Source organism: [Ruminococcus] torques ATCC 27756, assembly GCF_000153925.1.
Lineage (GTDB): Bacteria > Bacillota > Clostridia > Lachnospirales > Lachnospiraceae > Mediterraneibacter > Mediterraneibacter torques.
In genome coordinates this window covers 19,289-43,409 of the sequence record NZ_DS264374.1, presented here as the reverse complement: position 1 = coordinate 43,409, position 24,121 = coordinate 19,289, and the positions used below count along the sequence as shown (strand labels likewise).

Sequence of the window (24,121 nt, the reverse complement as noted above, 5' to 3'; positions counted from 1 at the left end):
GATAACTATTCTGTGGATGCCAGTGATATCTGCGGTGATAACTATTCTGTGACTGTCGGCGATATATGTTGTGGTAATTATTCTGTAAATGTCTGTGATATATGTTGCGGTAATTATTCTGTAAATGCAAGTAATATGTGATGCAGTGATCTGTGCAGATACGGCAGATATTCTTCCATACTGACAGGCTGGCTGTTATGGATACAGTTATAACTTGTAGAGCCGATCAGTTCTATCATCGTGAATAGAAGCAGTTCCGGAGCAGGGCAGTTTACATTGTATTTTTTCAAAGCGGTCATGTAGTGATCGTAGAATTGGCTGGAGAAAGAAGGATCTCCGTTTGTAAAGACACTTTTAAATATCCCCCATGATAAGTTTTTGGCAATAAACTCCATGAAGAAGTGGTTTTTTTGAAATCGTTCGATAATGTAGTCCGTAGTAAAGAGCAGTTCATCCTCAAAACTGCTCACATTTGCTTTTTCAAGAGCGCGGTGTGCATCGTCAAAAAGTTGATTTGCCTTATATACGATGAGTTTGTCACGCAGATCGTATTTATCCTTGAAATACAGGTAAAAAGTTCCTTTTGCAAGGCCGGCCTGTTGGACAATATCAGAAATTGTTGTTTTGGCAAATCCTTTTCCTGTGAAAAGATGAAAGGCAGTTTCGAGAAGTGTGCTCTCTTTCTGCTTTTTATTATCATCAACTTTGCTCATAATAGATCCCCTCTTATTTTTGATGCTTAATCTTTTGTTATTTTCCTATATTATGAATTGTTTTATTGAGAAAGTCAATAAAATGACTAAAATTCATTTTTATCGCTGAAAAATATTGACTATTAGTCATTTTTGGAATATATTGTGTATTATACAAAAAATAAGGAGATGATTTCAGTGGTCAAAGCAGGCAAGTGGATTGCAAAGCATCGGGTGTTGATCTTGATTGTCAGCGCGCTGCTTATGATTCCGTCTTTTTTCGGAATCGTGAATACGAGGGTCAACTATGATCTGCTCAGCTATCTGCCTGAACATCTTGAAACCGTGAAGGGGCAGGATATTTTGGTAGATGAATATGGCATGGGAGCGTTTTCCATGGTCGTAGTAGAAGATATGGAACTAAAGGATGTACAGAAGCTGGAAGAAAAGTTCAGCGAAGTACCGCATGTAAAAGATGTGTTATGGTACGATGATGCCGCAGATATCAGTCTTCCCGTCGAGATGCTGCCGAAGGATATAAGGGAAGCCTTTTTCAAAGGAGAAGCAACGATGATGTTGGCTCTTTTTGATAATACGACATCTTCGGACGAGGCAATGGATGCGGTGACACAGATGAGGCAGATTGCAGATAAGCAATGCTTTATAAGCGGAATGACAGGTGTTGTTACAGATATTAAAAATCTTTGCCTGCATGAGCTCCCGATTTATGTGGTGATCGCAGTACTCTGCTGTCTTTTGATATTGGAACTGACGTCCACGTCGTTTCTTGTACCGATCTTGTTTTTGATAAGTATCGGAGCGGCGATTGTATATAATCTCGGAAGCAATATCTTTTTGGGAGAAACGTCCTATATTACGAAAGCGCTGACTGCGATTTTACAGTTAGGCGTAACGATGGATTATTCCATTTTCCTTTTGAATAGTTATGAGGAAAATAAGAAACGGTTTCCGGGAGAAAAAGAACGGGCGATGGGGCATGCGATCGCGAATACGTTTAAGTCGGTTGTCGGAAGTTCGGTGACAACGATCGCAGGCTTCGCGGCGTTGTGCGCCATGACGTTTACACTTGGAAGAGATCTCGGAATCGTAATGGCAAAAGGTGTTGTTATGGGAGTGCTCTGTTGTGTGACGCTGCTTCCTTCACTTGTTCTTGTATTTGACAAATGGATAGAAAAAACAACGCATAGACCACTGTTTTCTAATATGAATAAACCGTCAGAGTTTATTACGAAACATTATGCTGTCTGGATCGTTTTGTTCCTTGTCCTTTTGTTCCCTGCAATTTACGGAAACAACCATACGAAGATCTATTATAATATCGCTCAGTCTCTTCCGGGATCGCTTGACAGTAATGTGGCGAATGAAAAACTGGAAAAGGATTTTGAAATGGGAAACATGCATATGATCCTCATGGATAAAAATATGGATGGTGTGCAGAAACAGAAAATGCTCGATCAGGTTGATGAAGTTGACGGTGTAAAATGGACGATCAGCATGAACTCTTTGATAGGTCCGTCCGTGCCGGATTCGATGATCCCGGACGATATTAAGAGTATGTTGAAAAGCGATCACTATGAGCTGGCATTTATTTGTTCGGAATATGCATCTGCAACAGATCAGGTAAATACACAGATCGCACAGATCGACGATATTGTGAAATCATATGACGATGACGCTATGGTGATCGGGGAAGCGCCTTTGATGAAAGACCTTCAGGATGTAACGGATGTAGACCTTACAATGGTCAATGTTCTTTCGATGGCGGCGATCTTTCTGATCATTATGATCGTATTTAAGTCAATTTCCCTTCCGGTTATTCTTGTATCGGTTATCGAGTTTGCAATAGCGGTCAACATGGCGTTTCCATATTATATGGGAACGGAACTTCCGTTTGTGGCAAGTATTGTGATCGGAACGATTCAGCTTGGAGCGACTGTTGACTATGCGATCTTGATGACGAGCCGTTATCAGAAAGAACGCGGACGCGGAAGGTCGAAAAAAGAAGCGATCGCGATCGCTCATAAAACAAGCATGCCGTCAATTATCAGCAGCGGTTTAAGTTTCTTTGCGGCGACGTTCGGAGTGGCGTGCTACTCTAAAGTAGACATGATCGGTTCTATATGTACATTGTTGGCAAGGGGAGCGATCATCAGTATGATCGTAGTTATACTTGTACTTCCGGCGATGTTTATGATATTTGATAAAATTATCTGTAAGACATCGATTGGATTTCTCGGAGAAAAGGCGAAGAAAACGGCGCAATAAAAAGTAATGGAAACAAAAAGTAAAACTATGAATGTCGGGAAAGGATGTTGGCAGTTATGAATAAAAACAGAAGAATGAAACATGTAGTAGCGGCTTCACTGGCTTTCGGAGCGGCGGCGCTTACCGGATTCGGACAGATCGCTCCGGCAGCAGTATATGCGGCAGAGCAGACGGAAACTGTGAAAACAGAAAGTACAAAAAGCGGAGAACAGGCAGACGAAGGCCTGTTTAAAGAAGAAACGGTTTATGTCAATGCAGATGCAAACGGAGCGGTAAAACTTATAACAGTTTCGGATTGGCTGAAAAATGCGGGAACGACAGAAAGTTTAAAAGATGTCAGCGAACTTGACGGTATTAAAAATATTAAAGGAGAAGAAACCTTTTCGGAGTCGGGCGATAATCTGACGTGGGATACAAACGGCGCAGATATTTATTATCAGGGAACGACTGAAAAAGAACTTCCGGTTTCCGTGAAACTGACCTATTATCTGGATGGAAAGAAAATCAGTCCTTCAGAGCTGAAAGGAAAAAGCGGACATCTGAAGATCAAAATTGATTATACAAATAACACAAAGAAATCGGTGAATGTAAGCGGAAAATCCGAAGAACTAAGCAGTCCGTTTGTAATGATGACAGGAATGATACTTCCGAATGAGACGTTTAGCAATGTGGCGATCGACAACGGAAAAGTAGTGTCAGACGGGAATAGAAATATCGTACTTGGATTTGCTGTTCCGGGTATGAAAGAAAGTCTGGGAATGAATGATTTCTCGCAGTCGTCTTCGCAGGTATCGCTTCCTGAAAGTCTTGAGATAAGCGCGGACGTAACGGATTTTACGATGTCCTCTACTTATACGGTCGCATTGTCCGATATTTTGGAAGATTTGAATGTGAAAGAAATCGTTGATTACAGTTCTTTGCAAAGCGCTCTTGATGAGCTGGAAAATGCGGCGTTGGAACTGGTAAGCGGAACAGATACGTTGTCTTCCGGGGCGGCGCAGCTTTCTTCCGGCGCGGCAGAATTAGAAGACGGCATCAAGAAATATACAGATGGAACGGATACGTTGGCAAATGGAGTTGTATCTTATGTAAATGGGGAACAACAGTTAGCAGACGGCGCAAAAAGCCTTACGGAATTGAGCGCAGGCTTATCCCAGGTTCAGTCAGCAGTGAGTCAGCTTAGCGCAGCCACAGACGGAAGTTTGACAAGCGTGAATGAGAAAGATATTAAGGCAGGAGCGCAGAAATTGGCAGACGGAACGCAGCAGCTTGTACAGGTTCTCGGAACAGAGGCTGTTCAGGCTGTGATGCAGCAGGTGACAAGTATGATCGAGATGGGAAAGGCGCTCATTGAGGAAACGAAAGGGCTGGAAACAAGTCTGCAAAACGGAATCGTAACCCCGGTTCAGGATCTTGCGGCGCAGGCACAGGCAATTTCAGGAGAGCTTCAGAAAATTTCAGATTTGCAGACGAATCTTACAAATGCATGTACTGCCGTAAATACTGCGGTAAACGAAAATAATGCTGTTATTGATGTCGATAATGGACAGATTGCGGCGAATAACGAAAAGATTACGTCAGCTAAGACGAAAGCCATCTCAAGTTCACAGACGATTCAACAGGCGGTAGATTCCCTGACGGCGAAGAGAAATGAAATCGCACAAAATGATCCTCAGTCAGCGGCTCTTGCAGATCTTGATAATGCGATACAGGCGCTGAATGAAGCGAAAAACGCCGCGGCTGAAGTGACCGATATGCCGGAACTTTCTTCTATAGAAGGAAAACTAAATCCGGTGCAGGCGGATCTGTCAGGCGTGGATGTGCAGGCTGTTCAAAATGCAGTAGGAAAAATGAAAGTAGATCTGTTTACATTAAAACTTGCGGCTGCAGGAATGAATGCAAAACTTCCCGAAGTAGAAGAAAAATTAGACGCAATCCAGAAAGCGGGAGAAAACCTGCCTTTGGATCAACTGGGAGCGCTGACAGGTAAGATCGACGATCTAAATACGGGAATGCAGGGGCTTAACAGTGGAATCGGATCTTTGCATACGAATCTATCATCTTTAGATCAATCTCTTGCAGTATCAGTACCGAAAGCGGCTTCCGGAATCGCACAGCTAAACGGAGGATTTACACAATTAGGCAGCTTTAACAGTCAGCTTACGGCAGGAGCGGAGCAGTTAAAAGAAAACAGCAGCGTACTGAAAAACGGAGTGTCGGCTTTGAACAGCGGAGCGAAAACTTTGTCAGAAGGAGCTGTGACGCTGGCGGACGGAATGAAGACGTTTGATGCAGAAGGAACGAGTAAACTGAAAACAACGGTTGAAGGTGCGGTCGGAGAATTGATGAACCGGTTAGAAGCGCTGACATCTAAAGAGTGCAGCTATGATACGTTCAGCGGAAAAGACAGCGCGATGGACGGTAATGTAAAATTTGTAATCGAAACAGAAGCGATTGAATAAAAGCAGAAAAAATGCCTCCCCTGTCTGAGCCGCAGGAGAGGCATTTTTTATAAGGACAATTAAATAAACTTCTGTTCAGGAGCATCCACTTGGGAGTGGATGCTTCCATTTTTCCATCCAATAATTGACCTGCAGCATATAAGCAAGCATCTGAGGTCCTGCCATAAGCTGCCCATACCATGGTTTTCCGTAGTCGGAAGGCGTATCAAGGAAACGCAATACTTTCTTTTTATCAAGAAATGTTCGTATAGGAGCATTGGGGGAAGCGAGGACTTCTTTTAGTTGATCTGCGAGCAATGCTTCATAATGAGGATCATAAGTTTTTGGATAAGGACTTTTGCGTCTCCACAAGATCTCTTTTGGCAAGATGCCCTCTCCGGCATGGCGGAGCAGACCTTTTACAATTCCGTCCGGACATTTGATGTCCCACGGGATATTGAAAACGTATTCTACGATCCGATAATCGGCAAACGGTACGCGGGCTTCAAGTCCGCTGTACATACCGGCGCGGTCCATCCGATCAAGAAGAGTTGCCATAAACCAGCGGATATTCAGGTAGGCGATCTCACGCCGACGTTTTTCTTCGGGAGAATCATCAGGTAGAACCGGCGTTTCACGAATCGTCTGTTCATAGGCGTTAAGGGCATATTCTTCCATGTTCAGTTCGTGAATAAAATCGTCGTCTAACAATGCTTGCCGCGGCTGCATAGAAGGCGACCATGGAAACATATTCGTTTCAAATGAGCTTTTTTTATGAAACCAAGGGTAGCCTCCGAAAATTTCATCAGCACATTCGCCTGTAAGGACAACGCTGTTGAACTGTTTGACAAGTGAACAGAAATACAACATAGAGGACTCGACGTCGGCCATGCAGGGGAGATCCCGCGCGTCTACGGCTTTGTACAGATAATCCAGTTGATCCTGACTGCTGCATTCGAGGAAGTGATGGTTTGTTTCATATAATTCTGCCATCTGTTCGGCAAACGGACGATCCTGACTTGGCTGGAATGTATTGGATTTAAAATACGTTTTGTTTTCCGTGAAATCAAAAGAAAAAGTATTTAGTTTTTCCCCTGATTTTGCCAGATGTCCGGCGCAGACGGCAGTGACGAGGCTGCTGTCTATTCCGCCGGAAAGAAACGTGCAGATGGGAACGTCTGAAAGCATCTGCTTTTTGATGGAATCTGTGAGAAGCCATCTCGTTTTTTCGATTGTATCAGAAGGCGAATCAGTGTGGAGGCAGCTGCTAAGTTTCCAGTAAAACTGTCTTTTGAAAGAAGTGTGACTAATGGAAATGTGTTCGCCGGGGAGCACTTCAAGAATATTTTTAAATACACCTTTTCCGTATGTTTTTGCAGGACCTAAGGCGAATATTTCATTGAGGCTGTTCCGGTCAAGTTCGGGAACGATATCGGGATAGGCAAATAATCCCTTGATTTCGGAAGAAAAAATAGTAGTCTCGTCTTTTTTTGTATAAAAGAGAGGTTTGACACCGAGCCTGTCGCGGAACAGATGAAGCGTTTGACAAGATTCATCCCACAGCGCGATTGCAAAGATTCCGTTTAACTTTTTAATAAAAGATGGTCCGCAGCGCATAAATCCGGCAAGGATTACTTCTGTATCGCCGGACGTCAGAAACTGTTCACCTTCAGAAATCAATTCTGCTTTCAGTTCCGGGGCATTATATATTTCACCGTTATATGCAATGACACAACTGTGATCGCCTCTGACGCGTCTCATCGGCTGATGTCCGGTGACTAAGTCGATGATGTTCAGACGAACATGGGCAAGCCCGCATTGAGGGGAGAGAAACGTACCTTCATCATCCGGCCCACGGTGCTTTTGAACTTGATTCATCATTTCTAAAATGTGGTTTCTGTAGTTCTTTTCTTTTGTATAATCCGCAGATGGGTTAAAAAATCCGGCGATTCCGCACATAGAAAATTCTCCTTCTTCTATTTTTTGACAATATCGCGTATGACAGGCTGAAGCTGCCGGTTCTCAAGAGCGGCTTCCAAAGCCGGGATAAGCAGATCGGTATGGGCAGTCATTGAATTCGGCTTTTTTTCGGGATCATCCTGCCCGAACGGAACAAAGTAGATATTTTTCGTATTTAAAAGAAGTCCGATATTTTTCATATTCATACCGAGGGCGTCGTTTGTCGATAAAGATAAAAGAAGCGGTTTGTTGTTGCGTAAATGGGCTTTTGCCGCCATTAAAGCAGGTGTGTCGGTGATTCCGTTTGCCAGTTTGGCAAGCGTATTTCCGGTGCACGGAAGGATCACAAGTGCGTCGAAAAGGTTTTTCGGACCGATCGGCTCTGCTTCGGAAATAGTCATCATCGGTTTATTTCCCGTAATTTCTTCTGCACGCCTATAAAATGATTCGGCAGAACCGAAACGGGAGTCTGTGGATGCGGCTGCGGTTGAAAAGACTGTCTGGACAGAGCCACAGCAGTTTGAAAGTTTTTGCAGTTCCAGAAATGCTTTTTTGTAAGTGCAGAACGAGCCGGTAAAAGCGACTCCGATCTGCGTTTCTTTTAAGGACAAAGGGGATTCCTCCTTTCATTTTGCGCATGAATTATGAGAGATACAGTTTTGATTCGATAAATTGTTTTAAGTGACGGGCAGAAGATGCGGGAGCATATTTGCCGGGAAGTCCTAAGCAGTGCAGAGCAGATATGCCGAGACGCTGAGCCGCGTCATAATCGACCCCTCCGGGGGAAGAGGCAATATCAATAATAAGAGCAGAAAGATCTACGTTTTTTAAAGTCTCTTCATTTATAAATTGCGCCGGAACAGTATTAAAAATGAAGCGAAAATCTCCGGCGTGATCGGAAAGTGATTTTAAGGGGAAACTTTTGTCGGCAATAACTGACGCGCGGGCGGATTCTTCGGCGTTATCTGTAAAAACGGAAACGTTTGCGGATAATCCCTTTAAACGGTAAACAATAGAGTGACCGCATTTTCCGAATCCAAGTACTGCGCATCTGCTTTTGTGCAGATTGAAAGGACTGTGGAGGATCGCTTCGCAGATTGCGCCTTCTGCAGTCGAGATACTGTTGTAAACAGGAAGCGATATATCGTCTGCATAATCAAAAACAGCGACGTTATTTTCGGCGGCTTCTTTTTTAAAAGAAGGAGGGATGCCCCCGGCAAACAAAGACTGACCGGGCCGCAGAAGATGAAGCAGCGTCTGAATAGAGAAACGATAGATGCTATTTTCAACCGAAACATCCGCGCCGTTTTTAGTAAACGGAAAAGGGCAGATGACGGACCCGGAATGGATACAGGCTTCTTCGAGAGAAGGCGCTTCGCGTACTATGGAAACATGTTCGGAGACGGAGCTGCAGTTGTTCGGCTGAGAGGCCAAAGCGTAATGACAAAGAGAACGGCCCGATTCTGCTAACATTTCTGCAAGAAAAACCTGACGCGCATCACCGCCTAAAACAGAGAAATCATATGAAAATGAAGACATAAAAACACCGCTTAAGAAACATTTTTAATTACTATATGCGAGTGAGAAAAAGATGTGAGTATAAATAACCTTGCTTGTCGTATATTTTTTCGGAATATTCCCGGGATGTCGGCAGTGCTGTGTATATCAGCATCCTTTTTATAGCGGGGCAAAAAATGATAAAAGAGAGTGATATTAACTATATCACAAAACGAATAGAAAACAAATCACTTTTGTTATTGACATGAAATCAAATAAAGTAGAAGGGAAGGCAATAAGATGAGCAGAAAAAGGAATAAGGTAATGAAAAACAGCTCCGGTTGTCATGATATTAATAAAGTTATAAGATTTTTTCTTATTCCTTTTAAAAAATATGCGTTATCATGTTAATATTAGGAGAGAGTAGGAGAGGTGATTGATAATGTACAATATATTAGTATGTGACGATGACAAAGAAATAGTGGAAGCAATCGAAATTTATCTGACGCAGGAAGGATATCGTATACTGAAGGCGTATGACGGTACGGAAGCTCTTGAAATGCTTGAAAGAGAAGAGGTTCATCTGCTTCTTCTTGATGTGATGATGCCGAAACTTGACGGGATTCGGGCAACTTTGAAAATACGAGAGAAAAACAGTATTCCCATCATTATCCTTTCCGCAAAATCGGAAGATGCGGATAAGATACTCGGACTTAATGTAGGAGCGGACGATTATGTTACAAAGCCGTTTAGTCCTTTGGAACTTGTTGCGCGAGTGAAATCTCAGCTTCGCAGGTATACGCAGCTTGGCGGCACGGCTCAGAATGAAAATGATAAAATATATTCTGTCGGCGGCCTTAGGATTAATGACGATCTGAAAGAAGTGACAGTAGATGGGGAGTTAGTAAGATTGACTCCGATCGAATATAATATCCTCCTTCTTCTTATGAAGAATCAGGGGCGCGTTTTTTCGATCAATCAGATATATGAAATGATCTGGAATGAGGAAGCTATCGGGGCTGATAATACGGTTGCCGTTCATATACGGCATATAAGGGAGAAGATTGAGATTAATCCAAAAGAGCCGCGGTATTTGAAAGTTGTCTGGGGAGTCGGATATAAGATTGAGAAGGTGCAGTAGATAAGAAAAACAGGTAAAGAGAGGAATGTGAATGAAAGGATGGTACAGAAGGACTGCGATGAAAGCGGTCGTCCTGATCGTAGGCGTGTTAACCGGAGCGATGTTTTTCACATCTCTTATAGTAACAACGCGGCTGACCGGAACGCTGAATCCGGCAGAGACGGTAAAGTTAATAGGAGAGCCATATGAAGAATCTTCGGATTTTAGCAATACAGTAGAAAGCTATATGCTTCAGGTGCTTGAACAGTTTCAGTTAAAAACGCTGTTTGAGTCAGACGGAGCATACAATCCGGATAAAGTGATCGACGTAATGTCTTATTTTGGAGCGTCGGGAGCAGACGCTGAAAATCATTCCGGACTGGTATACAGACTGTCGGATCTGATAGAGTGGAGCAAGGCATACAGTGTAGAATCAGGCGGTGTATATGATAAAAACGCAGTAATCGTCTGCAAACAGCCAAGCGGAAAATACTATTATTACTATACGGAAGAGTTTCTGAATCAGCTTGAAACAGGAGAACTTCAACTCGTATTAGAAGATGATAGAATGGATGTTGAGTCATTTTTAAATGACTTAAGCAACGGAACGCTTACCTCATCCGGAGTGAGTGATAAAATAAGCATATATGATGCAGAAGGCAGTAAATTGTATACAGACTGTTGGAATTACGGGGATTCAGTCCGTGAGAATTATGCGCCCTTAGGAGCGGCTAATCTTCTCCAAGTTGTAAATGAACGCCCGGAGTTAAACGGAAAGCTTATGGTTATTTATGATCATCTGGCATCTGTTCTTACGAGTATAAATGATAAATACAGCCGATATAAGAGCGGGTGGGAACACCTGGAAGAGGGAAACACAAACTTTACTTATTTATATATAGATCAGGATACAAAAAAAGTTACGACAAATAAAAGCGAATATGCAAATCTTATGGCAAAAGGCGAGTCGGGAATAAAAACGAACATTGAAGAATGCATAGCGGACATGAAATCAGGAAAAAATGTGAAATACATTTTTGTTTATCCGAAATTAAAAGATTTTGAAACAAATATGGATATATTACCGACAAATGAATGGGATATGGTGCGCTCTTATGATACCGACAAGACGTATGACAGTATTTTTGCGGTGGCAGTTGATACTTCTTATCCGGTCAAAGATATGTTCTATGAAAGAGACCGGATTTATGAAAAAAATATCCCGCTGCTAAGAGGCGGGTTCGTGATCTTGTGTCTTAGCGGAATTTTGTTCCTTATCAGTTTTGTCATGTCAGGGTTGATGGCAGGAAGAAAAGATGGAGATAACGAAGTTCATTTAACAGGCTTTGACAGATGGAAAACAGAGATCGCGGCAGTTGCCGTGATCGGAGTATGGGCAGTAGGAACGGCAGTTATCGTAGGCATGGGAATGATCGACAGCGATAATGTCTACAATATGGTAGAAACTCTTGACTATTATGGAGCGCGCTATATGAGCGATATGCCGGAAGTTTATTCTATGCTGTTTGTTCAGAAAGTAAGTTTTTTAGAGATAGCGGGTGCATTTTTATATGGAGCGTTTACGTTTATCTGCTTTTTCGCGGGTTATATGAGTCTTATCCGCAGAATGAAAGCGAAGAGTTTGTGGAATGGAAGTCTGCTTTGTATGATTCTTTCTTTTTGCAAAAGAATAGTCGATTCGAGTAATGACGTTTGGCGGACCGTTCTTTGGATCAGTGCATTTTTAGTCATCCACTGGATTACGTTTTTTGTCAGAAATGTACCGATGGCGCTGGCAGCTCTGGCAGCAGACGGAGTGACGTTTTGGATTGTCGTGGGAAGTATGCTTGCAAAAGTCAGGATCAAGAAAGGGATCGAACAGATCGCATCAGGCAATCTTGAGTATCGGATCGAACTAAAAGGACTGCGGGGAACGGAACGCAATATCGCCGAGAATGTCAATGATATCGGAAGCGGTCTGAACCGCGCAATCGATGAGGCGATGCGAAACGAACGTTTGAAAACGGATTTGATCACAAATGTATCGCATGACATCAAGACTCCGCTTACATCAATTATAAATTATGTGGATATTTTGAAGCGGTCTGATATTGCCGATGAAAAGATACTAGGGTATCTTGATATTCTTGAAGTAAAAGCGCAGAGACTTAAGACGCTGACAGAAGACGTTGTGGAAGCGTCGAAAGTAAGCAGCGGAAATATTACGTTAGAATATATGGATATTGATTTCCGTGAGATGGTACAGCAGACGGAAGGGGAAATGGCAGAAAAATTTGCCGCGCGAAACCTGTCGGTTGTATTGAACCTTCCGGAAGAAGCGGCGGTGATACATGTAGACGGACGCCGTATGTGGAGGGTGCTTGAAAATATCTTCGGCAATGCGGCAAAATATGCAATGCCGGGGACGAGAGTTTATGCAGATCTTTCGGTATCGGAGTCGGAAGTTAAGTTTTCTTTGAAAAATGTATCCGAGCAGCAGTTGAATATTTCGGCAGATGAGTTGACAGAGCGATTCATCAGAGGAGATATTTCCCGGAGTACGGAAGGAAGCGGACTCGGTCTTTCAATCGCCAAAAGTCTGACTGAAATGCAAGGAGGAGTTTTCGAGTTGTATCTTGACGGAGATCTGTTCAAAGTAGACATCAGATTTCCAAGGATAAAGCCGATGTAAAATATATATTGATTGGATTCGCCCCTTCCCTTTTTAAGGTAGGTTTTTCACCTTAGGGAAGGGGATTGTGTATCCTTTTTCTTACGAAGAAATAGCAGATTACCTGCAGTATGATCGTGATAAGCCATGATGCGGGATAAGAGATAAACAAAACATCCAATGATCTGTGGCGAGGGAAGATCATGAAGATCCAGACAATCCTCGTTCCGACTGTTCCGATGATAGAAAGAAGCATCGGAATTGCAGAATATCCCATTCCGCGCAACGCGCCGGGAAAGAGGTCCATCAGTCCGCACATAAAATAAGTTACGGTAGTATACAAAAGTATTTCCATTCCGCATTGAATGACTTTCGGATCTGAAGTATAGATTTTTAACAGTTCCGGTCCGAAGAGATATGAACCTCCGCCTAAGATTAATGAAACGACAACGGACAGCAGAATACAGTTCCGAAGAACTTTGTCCATTCGTTTCCATTTTCCCGCGCCGTAGTTCTGGCTTGTAAAACTCATACATGCCTGTGTGATCGAGTTGGCTGCGGCGTACAGAAATCCGAAGATATTATTTGCAGCTGTATAGCCCGCCATTGCGATAGAACCAAAAGAGTTTACCGAAGATTGAAGAAGTACGTTTGAGAAGTTGATAACCGTACTTTGTATGCCTGCGGGAATACCTACCTGAAAAATTTGTTTTAAATAGATCCACTTGATTGTCATTGCGGAAAATCGAAGTTGATAGCTTCCGTCCGAGCGATATAGACAGCGAAGGACAAGGAGACAGGAGATCATCTGTGCGATCACTGTGGCGATTGCAACTCCCGCGACTCCGAGGTGTAATACGATCACGAGGAAGAGGTTTAAAGCTGCGTTTACGATTCCCGCGATGATAAGGAAAAATAAAGGCCGTTTTGTATCTCCGACGGCACGCAGGATTGCCGCTCCGTAATTATAGAGCATAAAGAAGGGCATTCCGGCGAAATAAATCCGCATATAAAGGGCGGACTGGCCGATGACGTCTGAAGGAGTGTCCATAAGCAGCAGGGCTGCTTTTGAAAAGAAAAGTCCGACAAAGACCATGACGATTCCGCTGATCAAAGCGAAAGTAACTGCGGTATGTACTGTTTCAGACATCTGCTTTTCCTGTTTTGTCGCATAGAAACGGGCAGCCAGTACGTTCGCTCCGAGGGAAACTCCGATAAAAAGATTCGTAAATACATTGATTAGCGCTGTCGTAGAGCCGACTGCCGCCAGAGCGCGGCTTCCTGAAAATCTTCCGACAACGACGATATCTACTGCATTGAAAAGAAGCTGGAGAATACTGGAGAGCATGAGCGGAATGGAAAATGAAATCAGTTTGTCTAAAACAGTTCCATTGCACATGTCTATTTCATATTTGTTCTTTTTCGATTTTGAAGCTGTCATTTTAAATCCCCTCTTTATAAAGTATAAGCTTTGTTAAAAAACTATTACGGTTTCATTACAGATTATATTATGAATAGAAAACGGGAAATTTTCAAGATGAAGTTTTTAATAACTTTTCGAGAAATTTTCATGAGTAAAACAATGGAATTAGCCACGATAAGCACGCAGCGCGGTTTTACGAATGGCGCGGGCTGAAGTGTTATTTTGTAAATGCATTTGTAAAAGAGAGGTATTTATCCAACCTTTACATTATTTGGTATGTATGCTATCCTTTTTAAAGACAAAACCAACTGAAGATTCAGAGGAGATATTTCTTCGGATCACAGGGGGATAAAGGAGAGAAAACTATGTCAGAGAAACAGAAATATTATATTACGACGGCGATTGCCTATACTTCCGGCAAGCCGCATATCGGAAACACATATGAGATCGTTTTGGCAGATGCGATTGCCCGTTATAAGAGAAGTCAGGGGTATGATGTATTTTTTCAGACAGGAACAGATGAGCATGGTCAGAAGATCGAACTGAAAGCAGAAGAAGCGGGCGTTACACCGAAAGAATTTGTAGACGGTGTTTCCGCTGAGATCAAGAAGATATGGGATCTGATGGATACGTCCTATGACAAATTCATTCGTACGACAGACGAAGACCATGAGAAGCAGGTACAGAAGATTTTCAAAAAGCTGTATGATCAGGGCGATATTTATAAAGGTCATTACGAAGGAATGTACTGTACGCCGTGCGAGTCTTTCTTTACAGAGTCACAGCTCGTAGACGGAAAATGTCCTGACTGCGGAAGAGAAGTGCAACCGGCGAAAGAAGAAGCGTATTTCTTCAAAATGAGTAAGTATGCAGACCGACTGATCGAGCATATTAATACACATCCTGAATTTATTCAGCCTGTTTCCAGAAAAAATGAGATGATGAACAACTTCCTTCTTCCGGGACTTCAGGATCTGTGCGTATCCAGAACTTCGTTTAAGTGGGGAATTCCGGTTGATTTTGACGATAAGCATGTCGTTTATGTATGGCTTGACGCGCTGACAAACTATATCACGGGAATCGGTTATGATGCAGACGGAGACAGCACGGAACAGTATGCAAAATTGTGGCCGGCTGACCTGCATTTGATCGGAAAAGACATTATCCGTTTCCATACGATCTACTGGCCGATCTTTTTAATGGCGCTTGGGCTTCCGCTTCCGAAGCAAGTATTCGGTCATCCGTGGCTTCTTCAGGGAGACGGGAAGATGAGCAAATCAAAAGGAAATGTTCTTTATGCAGACGAGCTTGTTGATTTCTTCGGGGTAGATGCAGTACGTTATTTCGTTCTTCATGAGATGCCGTTTGAAAATGACGGAGTGATCACATGGGAGCTTATGGTAGAACGTTTAAATTCCGATCTTGCCAATACATTAGGAAACCTTGTAAACCGTACAGTTTCTATGACAAATAAATACTTTGGCGGCGTTGTTTCCGATAAAGGAGCGGCGGAGGATGTCGATGCAGATCTGAAAGCGGTGATCGACAATACACCGAAAGCGGTTGATGCGAAAATGGACGGGCTGCGTGTGGCGGATGCGATCACAGAGATCTTTAATCTGTTCAAACGCTGCAACAAATATATCGATGAAACGATGCCGTGGGCGTTGGCAAAAGATGAAGAAAAGAAAGATCGTCTGGAAACAGTTCTTTGGAATCTGATCCAGGGAATCTCAGCAGGAGCGCGCCTTCTTGAATCCTTCATGCCGTCTACAAGCAAAAAGATTCTGGATCAGCTCGGAGACGGGCATGTGACGGAGAAACCGGAGATTCTTTTCCAAAGACTGGATCTGGAAGAAGTAATGAAAAAAGTAGAAGAACTTCATCCTCATATAGAAGAAGCAGAGGAAGAGGAAGATGTGATCGATATCGAGGCAAAGCCGGAGATTACGTTTGAACAGTTTGGAGCGATGCAGTTCCAAGTAGGAGAGATCATCGCTTGTGAGGCAGTGAAAAAATCAAAAAAACTCCTTTGTTCTCAGGTAAAGGTAGGAAGTCAGGTGAAACAGATCGTTTCAGGTATTAAAGCACATTATACACCGGAAGAGATGGTAGGGAAAAAAGTGATGGTACTTGTGAACCTGAAGCCTGCAAAGCTGGCGGGAGTACTCAGTGAAGGCATGCTTCTTTGTGCAGAAGATGCAGAAGGCAATCTGGCGCTTATGACTCCTGAGAAAGCAATGCCTGCGGGAGCGGAGATCTGCTAATAAGAATAGAGAAGAATAGATAAGATTAGATAAGATCAGAGAAACATAGAGAAAAAATATCTGTTGGCTGAACACAGACAGTTCATCCCGCAGATATTTTTTTATTCTATAGAAAATTTTGAGTTCTTATGGGATAACATCTTTCGGGAAGATATTGAAGTGGGATTGTCACTTTGTTCTTACAGAGAAAAGTTAAAAAATTTTGTTGTTTTTAATGCAACAAAATGCTTATCAAGGTACTCTTATATATGAAAGCATATTTAAGTCAGTGCGAAAGAGATGAAAGGAGGGAGCTTATGTCCGCAGGAATAGTGGATATACAGCGTCAGCTTATTAAAAAAGCGAAGTTGGGAGATACGAAAGCCTTTTCGCAGTTGTATGCTGAGATTTATAAAGATCTGTATCGGTTTGCGCTTTATATGACGAAACATACGCAGGATGCAGAAGATGCGGTCAGTGAGGCAGTGATATCTGCATATGAAAATATATCCGGACTAAAGAAAGAAAATTCTTTCAAGAGTTGGATGTTTACGATTCTAAATAATGAGTGTAAAAAGATATTACGGAAAAACGGTAATACGTCGAATCAAGTGAGTGAAGAGGATGCCAAAAACCTCGGAGCAGAGGAAATAGATTTTGCACAGCGCCATGATGTAAAGAAGGCGTTTGAATCATTAGAGGAAGAGGAGCAGACGATAGTTGCATTTTCCGTATTCGGAGGATACAGAAGCGAAGAAATAGCCGAGATGCTGGGGAAGAACCCGGGAACGGTCCGATCAAGGAAGAGCCGTGCTTTCGGCAAGATGCGTGAAATGCTGGACTGAATGGCAGGCGTTTTGAAGATGGAGAAAATAGAAGATAATAAGAAGAAAAAATAACAAAAACCATCAAAATAACGAAAGGAGATTATCTATGTCAGAGAATAAAAAAGAAACGAAAAATCAGGATATGATTGAGAAAGAAATGAAAGAGAAGATGAAGCAAACTGTTGAAGATGAAAAGATCCCCGGTTCGCTTGAGCCGGAAGCGGTTGAAAAGATGTTGGAGACGAGAAAGAAGAAAAAGTCGAATAATCGCCGTTGGAAATATGCCTCAGTGGCAGCAGCGGCTTGCGTTTGTCTTGTAGTGGGAGCAGTCGGATATACGAATATGAACGCAGGAAAAAATGAACGGCCGGGAACGGTAACAGAAGGCAGATCAGAAGAAGATCAGGGAAAAATCGCACTGGCAAAAAATTATGATGAAATTAAAAAATATTTGAAAGAAAATGAGAAAAGGGCGAAAGGGCAGAACGGATTCGGCAGAGCAGACGCGGCCTATATGACGGACGGGGCCATGGCGGAATCTTCTGTAGCCGAATCGACAAAAGATATGGCAGGTGCCGATTATTCTGATACAAATATCAGACAAGAGGGAGTCGGCGAAGCGGACACTGTTAAGACTGACGGGAAGAATCTTTACATTCTAAATGATCAGACAGTAGAGATTGTAGATGTATCTCAAGCAGAGATGAAAGATCTGGCAAGTATCGAGATAGATGAAAATTGTTTTATAAGAGAGGTTTTTGTTTCCGATGGGCGGCTTGTGATATTGTATACCGAATCAAAATGTGAAGAAGGAAAGAAAGCAGAAGACGGAATTTATAAAGATTATACATGCGCGGCAGTTTATGATGTGACCGATCCGGCGAATCCGAGAGAAGCAGGAGTGATTTCTCAGAGCGGGCAGTATCATACAATGCGCGTGAAAGACGGATATGTTTATTTAGTCAGCGATTTTTACACATATTATGATTCGTCGGTATCAAACGAAAGCGATTATATCCCGCAGATCCAGGGAAGTCTGCTCCGCGCGGAAGATATATATATGCCGCAGGGAACGACCGGAAGTCAGCACACGGTTATTTCTGCATTTGCGCTTTCCGACCCGACTGAGAAATTACAGACAAAGGCGATTTTCGGAAACGCGGGAATGTGTTATGTGAGCGAAAATAATATTTATATAACAGAGGAGTATTACGGAAAAAGCGAGACAGAGAATATCCAGACTTCGATCCGTAAGATCGCTTATGATAAGGGAACTTTAGATGCGGTAGGACAGACAAAGATCGACGGCGTTTTGAATGATTCCTTTAGTATCGATGAATATAACGGATATTTGCGAATTGCAGCGACAGTGATTCCCAGTGATTATAACAACCGGATCATGCCTGTTCCGTATGTGGAAGAAGGCGGATCGGATGTTATAGTTGAAGATGAAGTGGCAGTGGATAATGCATCTATAGAAACAAATGCGTTATATGTGTTGGATGAAAATCTGGAAATGACCGGAAGTATTCAGAATCTGGCGAAAGAGGAAACAATCCATTCAGCGAGATTTATGGGCGATATCGGATATTTTGTGACATTTAAGCAGATCGATCCGCTGTTTTCCGTGGATCTTTCAGATCCGTCAAATCCAAAGATCATCGGAGAATTGAAGATACCGGGATTTTCAGATTATCTGCATCCGTATGGCGATGGAAAACTGCTTGGAATCGGATTGAGCGTAGATGAAGAGGGCATGACGACAGAAGGTGTGAAGCTGTCTATGTTTGACATAAGTGATCCGGCAAATGTAAAGGAGATGTCAACCTATGTTTTAGAGAATGTGCTTAGCACAGACGCAGGATATAATTATAAGGCGGTATTTGCCGATGCAGAAAAGAATCTGTTTGGATTTATGGCGTACGGAGATTCGATCGAATATAAAATGTTTACTTACGATGAAGCGGAAGGTTTTAAAGAAGTATTTTCAAAAGATATTGTTAATTACGGAAATGTCCGAGGATTGTATATCGGAGAAACATTTTATCTTGTAGCCGGAAATACAGTCGAATCATTTACGTTAAACGGATTTGAAAAAATAGACGATCTTGTCCTGTAATAGACGATTGGCAGATGGAATGAATTTCCAAAGAAAATTCAGAATCCGTAACGGAACTTAGATAAAAATTTTGGGGAAAAGGCGCTGATATCATATTGACGTATCGGCGTCTTTTTTGAAGCCTTAAAAGCGAAGCGAAAATTAAACAAAATGAAAGAAAATCAAATCCCTTGCCGTAACGAAGAAGTATGAAAGAGTCATTTTTATACGACAGCTTAACTGATATTGTAAATATAACAAAAGCGGAATAAATATAAAAATTATAAATCAGTCTGTCGAAAGGGGAAGAAGATATGAAAGGATATAATACGGAAGAGGGTTATATGGGGTATGTAGAAGGAACGTGGATGCTTTTTAGCTGCGAAGCGGATTATTATGAATTCATAGAGTGAAAAGCCGTGAAGTGAGAAGTCAGAGATGGTTTCCGTAGTGGAAAACGCAGAAATATGATATTATATCATTATGACTAAAGTACGGGAGCGTTGTATTATGCCGAAGGGAGCAAATCAAAAGTTTAAGCTGTACCGTCTCGCACAGATCATGTGTGAAAAGACGGATGAAACACATTATCTGACAATGCCGGAGATTCAAAAAGAGTTGGAAAAGTATGATATTATCGCAGAGAGAAGAAGTCTGTATGAATCGTTGAAAGATTTAGAAGAATTCGGCATTGAAGTAGAAGGTGAGCGCAGCGGGAGAGGATACCGCTATCATGTGATAGGCAGACAATTTGAACTGGCTGAACTGAAACTTCTTGTTGATGCGATACAGTCGTCAAAATTTATTACAGAGAAGATGACGAACCGGTTGATAGGAAAACTGGAAACTCTTGTCAGTCAGCATGATGCGGCGGATCTTCGGCGGCAGGTGTTTGTTTCAGGGCGGATTAAGACGATGAATGAAACTGTTTATTACAGCGTCGATACGATTTATAATGCAATTTCACAAAACAAAAAAATTAAATTTCAATATTATCAGTGGAATGTGAAAAAAGAACCGGAGCTTCGTCACGGAGAAGCGTATTACCATATCAGCCCGTGGGGGCTGCTATGGGATCATGAGAATTATTATCTGATCGGATATGATTCCCGGGCAGAGCAGATCCGGCATTACAGAGTCGATAAAATGCTTCATATTTTGCTGTCGGAAGAGATACGGGAGGGAAAGGAGGAGTTTCAAAAGATCGACATGGCGTCGTATTCAAAAAAGAGTTTTGGCATGTTCGGGGGAAAAGAACAGTCGGTAAAACTTCTTGTTGAAAATTCGCTGGCAGGTGTTATTGTAGATCGTTTCGGGAAAGATGTGATGATGATTCCGGCGGATGCCGATCATTTCACTGTGAGTGTAGACGTTCAGGTAAGCAGTCAGTTCATAAGCTGGGTATTTGCGCTTGGCAGTCAGGCAAAAATTGTCAGCCCGAAGAATGTTGTAAATCAGGTGCGCAAGGAGATTGAGAAACTTGCGGAGCAGTATGCGCTTCCTATAGAAAACAGAAGGGAGAATTGAAACATGGATGAGAAACTAAAACCTTTATTTACTCCGTGGCGTATCGGAAACTGCGAGATAAAAAACCGTATCGTATTGACTTCTATGGGAGGAACCGATCTGTTCGGATGGATGGAGAAAAACCATTTTGACAAAATGGGTGCGCGATTTCTTAGGGAGGCTGCAAAAAACAATGCGGGTCTTGTCCTTCCGGGGTGTCAGCCGGTATATAATCCTATGTTTGGACAATGGCTGTACAAGAATAAAAAGATGTATGAAGATCTGAAAGAGTGGATGCCGGAGTTTCATAAAACAGGAGCCAAACTTTTTGTTCAGTTGACAGCGGGTTTCGGCCGGTCGTTTACGATCAGCGAGATGATGGAAAAATTATATACGAATAAGGCGCTGCGCGTTTTATCAAAGCCGTTTATGGATCTGGATAAGATTACTGCGACGGCAAGCCCGTCTCCGAACCGCTGGTCGGATAAAGTTCCTTCAAGAGAGATGACAAGAGAAGAAATTCATGAGTTTGTGGAAGCGTTTGCAAAGTCGGCGAAACTTTTGCAGGATGCGGGAGTTGACGGAGTGGAAATACATGCGGTACATGAAGGATATCTTCTTGATCAGTTTACATTAAAATATGTAAATCATAGAACAGATGAATATGGAGGATCTTTTGAAAACAGATATCGCTTTGCTGTAGAGATCGTGCAGGCGATTAAAAAAGTATGTGGTGAAGATTTTCCTGTATCGCTAAGGTACAGTGTTCTTTCCAAGACAAAAGGATTCAGAAAAGGCGCTCTTCCGGGAGAGCAGTTTACGGAAGTCGGAAGAGATATGGAAGAATCTGAAAAAGCGGTGAAATATTTGCAAGATGCAGGTTATGACATGCTCAACTGCGATAATGGTACATATGATGCGTGGTATTGGGCGCATCCGCCTGTTTATATGCCGGAAAATTGTAATCTGGAAGATGTAGAACATATTAAACAGTTTGTTCGGATTCCGGTTGTATGTGCGGGGAGAATGAACCCGAAAACAGCGGCAGAATCGATCGCCGCAGGAAGATTGGACGGAGCGGGATTCGCGAGGCAGTTTTTGGCAGATCAGGAATGGGTCACAAAGATGATGGAAGATCGGGAAGAAGAGATTCGGCCTTGTATTTTATGCCATAACGGATGTTTTAATATGTGTCACTATAAAGGAGTGCCAAACGATCAGGAATTAAGTGACAGCCTGCATTTGTCAAGGTGTGCGGTTAATGCGGAAACGATGCAGTGGGATCGGCATTTTATAGAGAAAACAAAGAATCCAAGAAGAGTCTATATTATCGGCGGAGGAATCGGAGGGATGGAAGCTGCCAGAGTGTTAAAGCTTCGTGAGCATGATCCGGTTATTTATGAGAAGAACAACGTTCTTGGCGGCACGTTCATCCCGGCAAGTGCAGAATCTTATAAGGGGAAATTAAGAGAACTTTTGGCATGGTACAGAAGACAAATGAAAGAACTGGATGTGGAGGTTCATTTAGGTAAGGAGATTGACAGCGTTGAAAAGTTCGGCGATGCTCCGGTAATAATTGCAACCGGTTCTGTTCCGCGCGTGATGAAAAATATTCCGGGACATGAACGGATGATTGAGGCATGCGACTATCTGAACGGAAGGGATGTAGGAGAAAGAGTTGTAGTGATCGGAGGAGGCCTTACGGGAAGCGAGATTGCCTATGAGCTTGCGCTTCAGGGAAAGAGACCGGTTATTGTTGAGATGAAAAATGATCTTGTGGCGCAGAAAGGAGTTTGCCTTGCCAATAGTTCCTATTTGAGGGAATGGTTTGAGCTGCACGAAGTTCCGGTATATCTCGAAACAAAGTTAAAAGAAGTAAAAGAACATTCGGTGATCTGTACAGATAAAACCGGAAAAGAGATAGAGATTCCTTGTGACTCTGTGATCGGATCAGTCGGTTACCTGCCTAATCCGCTGGAAAGAAAAGGAAAGAATATTTACCTGGTCGGCGATTGTGAACAGGTTGGAAATTTACGGAGCGTGGTGTGGGGCGCTTACGAGACTGCGATGAAGATTTGCTGATATGACGATGCAGAATGATTGATAGAACAAGAATAGTGAGATATTAGAAAATGCAGCTTTCTCTTGTGAGGGTAAAGCTGCATTTTAATCTGAAAATAGATTTGTTTAAGCGAACAACTGTAAAATAATCTGAATGATCCAAAACAGACAATACAGAATCATTCCGACATTTAAGATGATCGTTGAGAAACGTTTTCCTTTCGGAATTGTGATCTCTCCGGGGGCACATTTGAATTTCTTAAAGTTGATCGCCCAAAATATGATGCCTGTAATGACAAGACCGAAAAGAAGCAGCATGTAAAAACAAATCAAAAGAAACTGAACCGGATGCTGCATAACGAGTCCGACGATGGCTGACGGGTTATTTTCCGCTAACAGAGAAAGCTGATTGAAAAATGTTGATTTCATTAAAAGCAGTCCCGGAATCGAGCCTAAAAAGTTGACTGTCATATGCAGGGCAACCGTGTAGATCAAGCGCCCGGTTTTTACATAAATGAATCCCCAGAACACACCGAGTGTAAATGCGTATACAAATTGATTAAAATTACCGTGGAATAACGCAAACATCAATCCTGACAGAAGGATAGCCGTTGCCTGTCCGTACTGTACTGTCCGGTCGATGATGAGTTTTCGGAAAACATATTCTTCGACGATGGGAGCGCAGATCACCATAAGGAAAAATGCTGTGAGCGGAGACAGTCCGGTAAGAATGTCCTGGATCGGGTTGTCTACGAGATCTCCTTTTAGTGTTCCGAAGATAGCTGTCGTAAATGTGCCTATTACATTCGTAACATACATAAGCGCATAGCACATAAAAAAGGCGATAATCCATTGCCCTGCCGTCATTTTCTTCTTGTGGATGACCATGCCGGGGATCGTGCGTACGATGATGACCAAAAGCGGCATTGCAATAAGATACATCGAAAGCGATGAGATGATCAGGGAAATATTCGGATTCACCATAAGCTGGGGTGCGATCAACTGAATCAATGTAATGACAGAAATCTGCACTCCCGAAATTATGATCGCTCCACAGAAATAAAAAAGTCCGATCTTGGAAAAATGACTCTTGTGTTTTTTTAACGGATCGGACGGAGCCGGGATGATAAGTTCAGTGTTTTCCATATGAAATAACCTCCTCTTGCGTAAGATTAAAAATCAATAAAAAATTTTACGTCTATTATCCCATTTTGCGAAGCAAAAATCAATAAAAACAGAACTTATATTTGCAGCCGGTGAGATGCTAAGGCAGCAAGGTGTTAATTTTAGAAAT

The 24,121-nt window shown here is 42.5% G+C and carries 15 protein-coding genes; 9 read left to right on the top strand and 6 right to left on the bottom strand.

Annotated features, from left to right (window positions below):
- Positions 1–113: 113 nt before the first annotated feature.
- On the bottom strand, positions 114–713 hold the full coding sequence (locus tag RUMTOR_RS11005; RefSeq protein WP_004847901.1) for a TetR/AcrR family transcriptional regulator: 600 nt from the start codon (positions 711–713) through the stop codon (positions 114–116).
- Between the two features lie 177 nt (positions 714–890).
- Here RUMTOR_RS11005 and RUMTOR_RS11000 point away from each other — a divergent pair, with 177 nt between their 5' ends.
- The gene (locus tag RUMTOR_RS11000) at positions 891–2,978 is read left to right on the top strand and encodes an efflux RND transporter permease subunit (RefSeq protein WP_009243556.1); all 2,088 of its coding nucleotides are present in this window, start codon (positions 891–893) and stop codon (positions 2,976–2,978) included.
- A gap of 56 nt (positions 2,979–3,034) precedes the next feature.
- A complete protein-coding gene (locus tag RUMTOR_RS10995; RefSeq protein WP_044998259.1) occupies positions 3,035–5,440 on the top strand; it encodes a hypothetical protein in 2,406 nt (801 codons plus the stop codon).
- Positions 5,441–5,515: 75 nt separating this feature from the next.
- On the opposite strand, the gene asnB is transcribed toward RUMTOR_RS10995, so the two are convergent.
- Genes asnB through RUMTOR_RS10980 form a run of 3 tightly spaced genes read right to left on the bottom strand, consistent with a single transcriptional unit; the run spans position 5,516 to position 8,917 of the window.
- Positions 5,516–7,378 (bottom strand): asparagine synthase (glutamine-hydrolyzing), encoded by a 1,863-nt coding sequence (gene asnB, locus RUMTOR_RS10990; RefSeq protein ID WP_004847898.1) that lies wholly within the window; start codon positions 7,376–7,378, stop codon positions 5,516–5,518.
- Positions 7,379–7,395: 17 nt separating this feature from the next.
- The gene (locus RUMTOR_RS10985; protein WP_009243553.1) at positions 7,396–7,989 is read right to left on the bottom strand and encodes a dipicolinate synthase subunit B; all 594 of its coding nucleotides are present in this window, start codon (positions 7,987–7,989) and stop codon (positions 7,396–7,398) included.
- A 31-nt stretch (positions 7,990–8,020) separates the two neighbouring features.
- Positions 8,021–8,917 carry a dipicolinate synthase subunit DpsA gene (locus RUMTOR_RS10980; protein ID WP_004847896.1) on the bottom strand — a complete coding sequence of 299 codons (897 nt, stop codon included), beginning with the start codon at positions 8,915–8,917 and terminating at the stop codon, positions 8,021–8,023.
- Between the two features lie 400 nt (positions 8,918–9,317).
- Between RUMTOR_RS10980 and RUMTOR_RS10975 the strand changes: the two genes are divergently transcribed.
- Both RUMTOR_RS10975 and RUMTOR_RS10970 read left to right on the top strand, forming a co-directional pair.
- Entirely contained in the window at positions 9,318–10,016 is a 699-nt protein-coding gene (locus RUMTOR_RS10975; RefSeq protein ID WP_004847894.1) for a response regulator transcription factor, read from the top strand.
- A 31-nt stretch (positions 10,017–10,047) separates the two neighbouring features.
- Positions 10,048–12,687, top strand: coding sequence for a sensor histidine kinase (locus tag RUMTOR_RS10970; RefSeq protein ID WP_004847893.1), 2,640 nt, complete (start codon positions 10,048–10,050; stop codon positions 12,685–12,687).
- Positions 12,688–12,739: 52 nt separating this feature from the next.
- Here RUMTOR_RS10970 and RUMTOR_RS10965 read toward each other — a convergent pair whose 3' ends face one another.
- Positions 12,740–14,107 carry an MATE family efflux transporter gene (locus RUMTOR_RS10965; RefSeq protein ID WP_004847892.1) on the bottom strand — a complete coding sequence of 456 codons (1,368 nt, stop codon included), beginning with the start codon at positions 14,105–14,107 and terminating at the stop codon, positions 12,740–12,742.
- Between the two features lie 347 nt (positions 14,108–14,454).
- Here RUMTOR_RS10965 and metG point away from each other — a divergent pair, with 347 nt between their 5' ends.
- The 5 genes from metG (at position 14,455) to RUMTOR_RS10940 (ending at position 22,848) form a co-directional block, all read left to right on the top strand.
- Positions 14,455–16,356, top strand: a complete 1,902-nt coding sequence (gene metG / locus RUMTOR_RS10960) for a methionine--tRNA ligase (RefSeq protein WP_004847890.1) — start codon at positions 14,455–14,457, stop codon at positions 16,354–16,356.
- A 296-nt stretch (positions 16,357–16,652) separates the two neighbouring features.
- Positions 16,653–17,180 (top strand): RNA polymerase sigma factor, encoded by a 528-nt coding sequence (locus tag RUMTOR_RS10955; protein ID WP_009243552.1) that lies wholly within the window; start codon positions 16,653–16,655, stop codon positions 17,178–17,180.
- Positions 17,181–17,268: 88 nt separating this feature from the next.
- A complete protein-coding gene (locus tag RUMTOR_RS10950; RefSeq protein WP_004847888.1) occupies positions 17,269–19,281 on the top strand; it encodes a beta-propeller domain-containing protein in 2,013 nt (670 codons plus the stop codon).
- 489 nt (positions 19,282–19,770) lie between these two features.
- Positions 19,771–20,787: a helix-turn-helix transcriptional regulator gene (locus RUMTOR_RS10945; protein WP_044998257.1), complete on the top strand. Its 1,017-nt coding sequence runs from the start codon at positions 19,771–19,773 to the stop codon at positions 20,785–20,787.
- A gap of 3 nt (positions 20,788–20,790) precedes the next feature.
- On the top strand, positions 20,791–22,848 hold the full coding sequence (locus RUMTOR_RS10940; protein ID WP_004847885.1) for an oxidoreductase: 2,058 nt from the start codon (positions 20,791–20,793) through the stop codon (positions 22,846–22,848).
- A gap of 105 nt (positions 22,849–22,953) precedes the next feature.
- Here RUMTOR_RS10940 and RUMTOR_RS10935 read toward each other — a convergent pair whose 3' ends face one another.
- A complete protein-coding gene (locus tag RUMTOR_RS10935) occupies positions 22,954–23,973 on the bottom strand; it encodes a CPBP family intramembrane glutamic endopeptidase (protein ID WP_004847884.1) in 1,020 nt (339 codons plus the stop codon).
- Positions 23,974–24,121: the final 148 nt, after the last annotated feature.

Coding starts and splice junctions, on each gene's coding strand:
- RUMTOR_RS11005 (WP_004847901.1), bottom strand. CDS start 713: ATGAGCAAAGTTGATGATAATAAAAAGCAGAAAGAGAGCACACTTCTC.
- RUMTOR_RS10995 (WP_044998259.1), top strand. CDS start 3,035: ATGAATAAAAACAGAAGAATGAAACATGTAGTAGCGGCTTCACTGGCT.
- asnB (WP_004847898.1), bottom strand. CDS start 7,378: ATGTGCGGAATCGCCGGATTTTTTAACCCATCTGCGGATTATACAAAA.
- RUMTOR_RS10980 (WP_004847896.1), bottom strand. CDS start 8,917: ATGTCTTCATTTTCATATGATTTCTCTGTTTTAGGCGGTGATGCGCGT.
- RUMTOR_RS10975 (WP_004847894.1), top strand. CDS start 9,318: ATGTACAATATATTAGTATGTGACGATGACAAAGAAATAGTGGAAGCA.
- RUMTOR_RS10970 (WP_004847893.1), top strand. CDS start 10,048: ATGAAAGGATGGTACAGAAGGACTGCGATGAAAGCGGTCGTCCTGATC.
- RUMTOR_RS10965 (WP_004847892.1), bottom strand. CDS start 14,107: ATGACAGCTTCAAAATCGAAAAAGAACAAATATGAAATAGACATGTGC.
- metG (WP_004847890.1), top strand. CDS start 14,455: ATGTCAGAGAAACAGAAATATTATATTACGACGGCGATTGCCTATACT.
- RUMTOR_RS10955 (WP_009243552.1), top strand. CDS start 16,653: ATGTCCGCAGGAATAGTGGATATACAGCGTCAGCTTATTAAAAAAGCG.
- RUMTOR_RS10950 (WP_004847888.1), top strand. CDS start 17,269: ATGTCAGAGAATAAAAAAGAAACGAAAAATCAGGATATGATTGAGAAA.
- RUMTOR_RS10945 (WP_044998257.1), top strand. CDS start 19,771: ATGCCGAAGGGAGCAAATCAAAAGTTTAAGCTGTACCGTCTCGCACAG.
- RUMTOR_RS10940 (WP_004847885.1), top strand. CDS start 20,791: ATGGATGAGAAACTAAAACCTTTATTTACTCCGTGGCGTATCGGAAAC.
- RUMTOR_RS10935 (WP_004847884.1), bottom strand. CDS start 23,973: ATGGAAAACACTGAACTTATCATCCCGGCTCCGTCCGATCCGTTAAAA.